The following is a 7048-nucleotide window of genomic DNA, read 5'->3' on the forward strand; positions in this document are numbered from 1 at the left end:
TCTACATTAAGCAAGCCTGGCGTCAGGAAGGACGGCCTTCTCGAAAAGGCTGAGTGCGATGCTTTATTGAGAATGCCCTCTGGTTACTGTCGCAATGACATCAATAAAGTCGTTGAAGAGCTTCGTTTACATAACGGATTCTCTTTTTATGGAAGGTATGACAACAATAAACGGGGAAGAATGAAAAAGGGCTACGAGAGCAGCCCTTTAAAGATCACAGTGTATGAGAAAGGTGGCTATGCTGGTACTGACTCAGCTGAGCCAATCACTGTTTCCATATTTTCCTGTAATTCTTCTTCCGCTTGTTGAGAAAGGTAGAGGTCACGATAATGGCCTGGTTCTCTCAGCAGCTCAGAGTGTGTGCCACGTTGGGTAATTCGTCCTTTATCCATTACCAGAATCTGGTCTGCATCCTGAATGGTTGAGAGGCGATGAGCCACGGCAATTGTCGTGCGACCTTCCCGCAAAGTAATCAACGCATCCTTAATGTATTGCTCGGTCTCACCATCAATATTCGCGGTCGCTTCATCCAGCAGAAGGATGCGGGGATTCTGGGCTATAGTACGGGCAAAAGAGAGCAGTTGTCGTTCGCCAGTGGAAAGTGATTGCCCGGCAGTTCCCGGTTGGTGATCGTAATTATCCGGCAGGCGTTGAATAAAACGATCAGCGTGAACCTTACGGGAAGCAGCTTCCAGAGTTTCACGATCAACGCTGGCATTGCCCAGGCTGATATTTTCAGCCACAGAACCGGTAAATATATAAGGTTCCTGGAACACCAGCCCGAGACTTTGGCGCAGAGCTGTTTCGTCCATATTTTCAAGAGGGCGGTCATCAATCAGCAGCTGTCCCTGCTGATGCTGATAAAAGCGCATCAACAAATTAATAATGGAACTCTTGCCACTGCCACTGTGGCCCACAATAGCCGTGAACTGCCCCGGTGTGACCGAGAAACTCACATCATCCAGTGCCCGGTTCTTTCCGTCGTAAGAAAGAGTCACATTACGGAATTCCAGCTGCCCCATTTGTACTGGAGTATCTTCGACTTTAACCGGCTTATGCTGCTCAGGTTCTTGCTCCAGAACCTCAAACACTCGCTCAGAAGCCACCAGTGATTGCTGCAGACTCCCCAGTTGCATAGCTATCTGGCGGAAGGGTTCAAAGAATCGCGCCAAGTAATTAATAAAGGCATAGATAGTGCCCACTTCCACTGTGGTGTATCCGGACTTCCAGCCAAACCAGGCAACGATGCCTGCCAGAGCGGAGGTTTGCACCAGATGACCAAAAGGCATCAACAACAAGCTGTTGATGTTGATTTCCTTACGGCGCAGCTGACTCCATTCAAGGTTCTTATCACTGAAGTCATCACACAGGCGCTGTTCATGGTTAGTCGCCTGAATAATACGCATACCCAGCAGAGACTCGTTGAGGGACGTATTGATATCCGCCAGTCGTGAACGAATTCCATGAACAATGGGATGACTGAGCTTCTGGTACAAGCGCATGCTGCCCAGCAGGATAGGAATAATGACCAGCATCAACAGCATCAGACTCCAGTCCAACAGTGCCAATGCGATAAATATACCTACCAGTTTCATCATGCCCCGCAGGATGGCAGGGATCACGCCCACAAACATCTGGTGCAGAACTTCGGAATCATTGGTTAGGCGGGAAACCAGCCGACCCGTTGGTTCGCCATCAAAGTACTTCATTGGCAGTTTCAGCATATGGTTGAACACTTTCTGACGAATGTCGTGTATCACCTCCAGAGAGTTATCTTGAAAAATTACGCTCTGAATATACTGGAACAGTGCTGAGCCCACGTAAGTCATGGTCAGTGCAGCACCTAACCAGGCGAGGGCGGTAATATCGCTATTACCAGCGGCAATATAATCATCCAGAATGATTTTCATCACCCAGGGAGATGCCATTTCAAAAGCCGTCGCCACCATCAGCAGAGCGAAAGCGGTCATAAATCCTTTAGCGTAGGGTTTGCTGTAAGTGAGTAGTCGACCTAAACCGGAGAACTGAGAAAGCTTCATCAGGCAGACACCTCCATTTCTGCATCTTCATTGGTGGCACCCTTCACTAGATCATTGATCTGCAGGGTACGAGCCTGCTGCTGGAATATCTTGGCGTACCAGCCTTCGTTATCCAGCAAGTGATGATGATCACCCTGCTCAGTAATCCGACCCTCATCCATTACCACAATATTATCTGCATGAATCAGTTCCGGCAGACGTTGGGTAATCAGCAATATGGTTTTTTTGTTCCGGTAAGCGGTCAGATTCTTGAGAATGGTAGCTTCGGTTTTCATGTCCAGTGCACTGAAAGAGTCATCAAGCAGCAGAATGCTGGAATCTGCTAACAGAGCACGGGCAAAGGCGACACGTTGTTTCTGTCCACCAGAAAGGTTGATGCCATGTTCGCCCAATTCCGTTTGATAGCCATCTTTAAAGGCCATTATTTCATTGTGAATGGCAGCCAGTTTGGCGGCTTTCTCGATGTTTTCCTGAGAGGCGCCAGGTTTTGAAAGTGCGATGTTGCTGGCAATGGTGCCGGAGAATAGCATTGGCTCCTGCGGTACCCAGGCTAGCTGCTGGCGCAAAGCTCTCAGCTGAATATGGTTCAGGCCGGTATCGCCCATGGTTATGGATGAACTTTCCGGCAGATTAAATTCCCGCAGCAACAGGCGGAATAAACTGCTTTTGCCGCTACCAGTACGCCCGGTAATACCGACAAAAGCACCGGCAGGCACCTTCATATAAATATCTTTAAGTACCAATTGTTCAGCGTCGGGATAGGTAAAAGATTCCACATTTATATGGAGGTCTTTATTTTCCGGAGCCGGTACAGAATCGGGAGTATCCTGAATGGCAGGCTGCTGGTTAAACAGTTTTTCCAGACGGTTCCAGGATGCGCTGCCTCGCTGGAACACACTGAACTGCCAGCCAAATTGCATCATTGATCCGAGCAACTGGCCAAGGTAAAGGGTAAAGGTGGTGAGCATACCAATAGTCATTTCCCCTTTCTGGATATACCAGGCACCTCCCATCAGGGTGATCACAAACGCCAGACCAAAGAACACCTGAACGCTGGGAATAAACAAGGCTTCAACCCGCGCCACCCGGCGGTTAGCTTTCACCGTTTGGCGGGATTGATTATGGAAATGCTGTTGTTGACGTTTATCCAGCTGGTGGGCTCGAACTGCGCGAATGCCGGAAACTGTTTCCCGAGCTTCTTCATTTAAGTCAGAAAATGCCGCCTGAGCTCTGCCAAAACGCTCATGCATCAGAGTGCCGTAACGGCTGGTGGCCCAAATTAATAAGGGGAAAGGGGCGAGAATCATCAGGGTCAGCTCGCCACTCACTGCAAAGACCATCGCTGCAAGAACGGTAAAGCCGGCGATAAAGGAGTCCACCAGAGTCATAATGCCGCCACCGGCACTTTCTTCTACTGCGTTGAGATCATTGGTGGCGTGAGCCATCAGGTCGCCGGTGCTGTGACGCTGATAAAAGTCTGGCGACATCTTGGTGAAGTGGGCAAATAGTTTGTCCCGCTGACCACGTACCAGATCAACAGATGCACCGAACAACAATGCGCGCCACACATAGCGCAGCCCATAGATTATTACGGCTATGGCAATAATGCCGACAACCGTCATAACCAGCTCCTCACCGGCCAGGCTGTCCATGGTGATTTCATCCACTACCCAGCCAATCATCCAGGGGGGCAGTTGGTTGAGTACAGCAACAGTCTGAAGGCTGATAAATGCGAGAAGGTACTGCTTCCAATAATCCTTGAGGATAAAGCGCATCTTCCATAACAGCGTCATAGACAGATCTCCAAAAGGGATAACGCTTGGGGCATAAGTAATTTCCGTAAAAGAGTAATGGTTGATACTGTCAACTAACTGGTGACAAAAAAGGCCGAATGTGTGCTGGTTTAATCCGCGGTATCGGCCTTAATCAGAATGGGGGCGTGGTAGCTCTGCTAACAGAGATAAAATGCCCTCTTCTAGTTGTTGAGAGTTACTTTTCCCAAGTTTGTCTAAGGCTGTAGCGATAGACGCAGACTGTTTTTTCTTCACCGAAACAAGGCAGGCTTTTCCCTGTTCGGTCAGGCTCAGGCATTTGATGCGGCCGTCATCTGGATTTTCGCTGATGGTGACCAGTTCACGACAAACCAGCCTTTTCACGATACGTGTTGCGCCACTCTTGGTAATGCCGAGGCGTTTGCCGACTGTCTGCACCGGACAGTGGCTTTCGCACTGGATAACGCGCATGGCCATCAGGTCGATCAAGGAGAAGTCTTCGCAATCTCCGGAGCTGCATAGGCTGTTAAAGCGCCAAGCCAGTGAAAGCAGGTGATGGTATAAACGTTCTGACTGCTGACTCATAGTGACTGCGGAAGTCGTTTCCTGAAATTTTTTAAAAATGCATTTGAAGATAAATGGTTGACTCTGTCAACTGGTTTTTATGCCTACTACGGTATGTCAGTGCTGTAAAAAAGCACTACATTAATGGAGTGCATGACGCTAACAGGGATTGTTGAAAATGAGTGTCCGAAGCTTCGCCTCTGTTTTTCTTCTTGCCATTATTGGGCTGCGAAAACAGTACAGCGAAGAACAGAGATAAAGACCACAGGTAGCAATATCAACAGGTTCTCCGGGGCTACGTTTCCGAAACTTTTTATGGTGTAAACGTCGAGTCTCCTTAATAGTGGTCATGGAGCAGGTATGTCCCGCAAGGTTCAGGCAGATGGGATAGCGGATATGTTTCTTTGGCGTTCTACAATATGGGTTTAGCAATACCACCAGCAGAACAATAACTTCAATTCTCAGGCTGGAGCTACGGATGGCAAGTATCAGCGGTGTTTATCAATCGCTAAAAACGGTTTTGCATCCTCGCTGGATTTCTTCGGTTATCAGGCAGTGGAAGCATCGATTGGTACAAGTGCTCTGGAAAACCTTCGGTTATTTGCCCAAAAGCGGGGAAGTAGCCAGACCGGAGCGCACCTTTCGTTTCGAAGATGGCTGTGCAGTCAAAGAGGTTCAGCTTCCCAGACCTTATGTAACCAATGAATTGCCCCGGCAATCTTTTGAGCTTCTCCTGTCAGATACCACAGGGTTGTCATCGGAGCAGTGGGTGCAAACAGTGTTTGGGGAAAACCGCAGCAGGCTGCCAAGGTTCCGCCCTGATACTTTGCAAACAAAACGCTTTCTCGCGCAAATGAAAACAGTTATCCGACAATTGCCTGCGATTGAGCAGCGTGAGCAAAAGCTGGCTGCGCTGGATGATCTTATGGCTTTTAATGATCGGGATCCTGAATTGTGTGTTCCTGGAATTCCCCCATCTCTGCTGGCTTTTGGTTTGGCCTTACGTATTTATGATCCTGGACTGATTATGGCCCAAACCCGCCTGCCTATCGCTGATGACGTTGGTTTTTCCGGAACAGGAGTTTGTGGTCCAATAGCCATAATGAATATATTCAGTCATCTTAGGCCCCATGAATTTGCTCGTTTTTCCCTGAACCTGTTTGAAAAAGGAAAAGCCGTACACGAACGTTTTACTCTCAAAGTTCCCACCATTCTTAAGGTTGTCCCTGAGTATATGGAGGTGGTGCACCCTATTGAGCGCACCTTACTTGGTAGTTTTATTCCTACCTACAAAGCATTTCAGGTATTTCGGGGTGTCAGCAGTATGAAACTTCTGGGGTGGATGAAAAAGATAGGGTGGAAACATGCCCGAAGAGAGCTGATATGGCATGGCGGCAATAAGCGGGAAGAGAGTTATAACAAGGTCACGAAACTGCTGTCAGCAGCATCCTTCAAAAGCCCGATTGTATTGTCTACAGATGCCTCCGTTGCTGCAGCAACATTACCAAAGGAGGAAAACATAGAGCATGGGCTGGTGGAGAATTACCATCTGGTCAAGGATGGCAGTAAGCACTTTGTACCTGTGTTTGGTTTCAGGGATATTGGCGAGGATATGGCCCAACTGACCATTGGTAGTTATGGGCGTATCTGCGATATAAGAATTAAAAAGAGCACTCTTCTGGAGTTTTCTGAAGATCTTATTTTGCCAAACCCTGTGCTGGCTCCTGATGCTCAACCCACAGCAGAGTTGTTAAAGAGAAAAGTGCGGCAACATCCTGCTGCCAGCCGCAGGCGCTAGCAGTCTGTCGGACTGATCCGTCCATTTGAGTCCTTTTTGATCATATCGGCCTACGGAGCTCATATCTGCCTTCAGAGGTCACTTACTCAAACAGAACGCCAGCGTAACCTCATGAGACAGTGGCTGACTACAAGCCAATAAAGCACCAGAGCCAGCCATTTTTTATCATCGACTTGCTTCAGGTTGAACATTCGGCGCAGGTTGAATGTCAGGCAGACCAGATCCCACTCTTTCGAGACCACTTCCAGTCCCCGCACCAGGAATCGCCGATATCCCATTGCCTCCTTCTGTATTCCGAAGGTGGGCTCTATCGTGCATTTTCGTCGGCTGTAGATGGCTCGCCCTTCTTGTGTCTGCAAGCGCCAGCGCATCCACTCCAAGACACTGGCATCATCATCCGGGACTGGCGGGTCCGGCTGGAAACGCTGCAAGGGGGGCGGGTTGTGCTCATCCCGTTTTATAGCAATGTAGGGTGTCAGTTCTTCTTTATCCACAGCGCAGACATTAGCCTCGCTGAAGTAGCCCGTGTCGGCCAGTAACCCCTCAGCTTTTCCAAGCACGGGGGCCAGTATGCGTAACTGTCTGAGTGTTGGCTCAACTTCTTTTTTGTCATTCGGTGCCTGAGTCACATGACGTGTCACGATCAGACCACTCCCGATGTCTACAGACGCCTGGGCATTGTAGGCTTGTTCGAATGCACCACCGGCAGTGGGCATAATACGAGATTCGTCGTCTGTCAGGTTGACCTGGTCTTTGTCCCCTGCACCTGGTTCCGGTGGCTTTGGCGCTTTGCCGGGATGCTTGCGCTTATTGCGTTTCTCTATTTTCTCTTCGTACTCTACCTGTTCTTGCTGGTAGCGTTCGTCTGCTCGGCG

General features: G+C 49.1%; 5 protein-coding genes. 1 reads left to right on the plus strand and 4 read right to left on the minus strand.

Annotation, left to right across the window (positions count from 1 at the left end; all coding sequences use genetic code 11):
- Nucleotides 1-236: 236 nt before the first annotated feature.
- The 3 genes from QMA35_RS07780 to QMA35_RS07790 all read right to left on the minus strand — a co-directional run bounded on the left by QMA35_RS07780 (nucleotide 237) and on the right by QMA35_RS07790 (nucleotide 4396).
- Nucleotides 237-2039, minus strand: a complete 1803-nt coding sequence (locus tag QMA35_RS07780; RefSeq protein ID WP_281646579.1) for an ABC transporter ATP-binding protein — start codon at nucleotides 2037-2039, stop codon at nucleotides 237-239.
- Nucleotides 2039-3832 carry an ABC transporter transmembrane domain-containing protein gene (locus QMA35_RS07785; RefSeq protein ID WP_281646580.1) on the minus strand — a complete coding sequence of 598 codons (1794 nt, stop codon included), beginning with the start codon at nucleotides 3830-3832 and terminating at the stop codon, nucleotides 2039-2041. Before QMA35_RS07785 ends, QMA35_RS07780 begins: the two co-directional genes overlap by 1 nt.
- A gap of 129 nt (nucleotides 3833-3961) precedes the next feature.
- Nucleotides 3962-4396: a MarR family winged helix-turn-helix transcriptional regulator gene (locus QMA35_RS07790; RefSeq protein WP_281646581.1), complete on the minus strand. Its 435-nt coding sequence runs from the start codon at nucleotides 4394-4396 to the stop codon at nucleotides 3962-3964.
- A gap of 457 nt (nucleotides 4397-4853) precedes the next feature.
- Here QMA35_RS07790 and QMA35_RS07795 point away from each other — a divergent pair, with 457 nt between their 5' ends.
- Nucleotides 4854-6173, plus strand: coding sequence for a hypothetical protein (locus QMA35_RS07795; protein ID WP_281646582.1), 1320 nt, complete (start codon nucleotides 4854-4856; stop codon nucleotides 6171-6173).
- An 86-nt stretch (nucleotides 6174-6259) separates the two neighbouring features.
- On the opposite strand, the gene QMA35_RS07800 is transcribed toward QMA35_RS07795, so the two are convergent.
- Nucleotides 6260-7048, minus strand: a 789-nt coding sequence (locus QMA35_RS07800; protein ID WP_281646583.1) for a transposase, incomplete at its 5' end; no start/stop codon positions are given.

This window comes from Parendozoicomonas sp. Alg238-R29 (genome assembly GCF_947331445.1).
Lineage (GTDB): Bacteria > Pseudomonadota > Gammaproteobacteria > Pseudomonadales > Endozoicomonadaceae > Sansalvadorimonas.

What these genes read in the sequence shown, in the direction of transcription:
- QMA35_RS07785 (WP_281646580.1), bottom strand. Translation starts at nt 3,832, where the DNA reads ATGACGCTGTTATGGAAGATGCGCTTTATCCTCAAGGATTATTGGAAG.
- QMA35_RS07780 (WP_281646579.1), bottom strand. Translation starts at nt 2,039, where the DNA reads ATGAAGCTTTCTCAGTTCTCCGGTTTAGGTCGACTACTCACTTACAGC.
- QMA35_RS07790 (WP_281646581.1), bottom strand. Translation starts at nt 4,396, where the DNA reads ATGAGTCAGCAGTCAGAACGTTTATACCATCACCTGCTTTCACTGGCT.
- QMA35_RS07795 (WP_281646582.1), top strand. Translation starts at nt 4,854, where the DNA reads ATGGCAAGTATCAGCGGTGTTTATCAATCGCTAAAAACGGTTTTGCAT.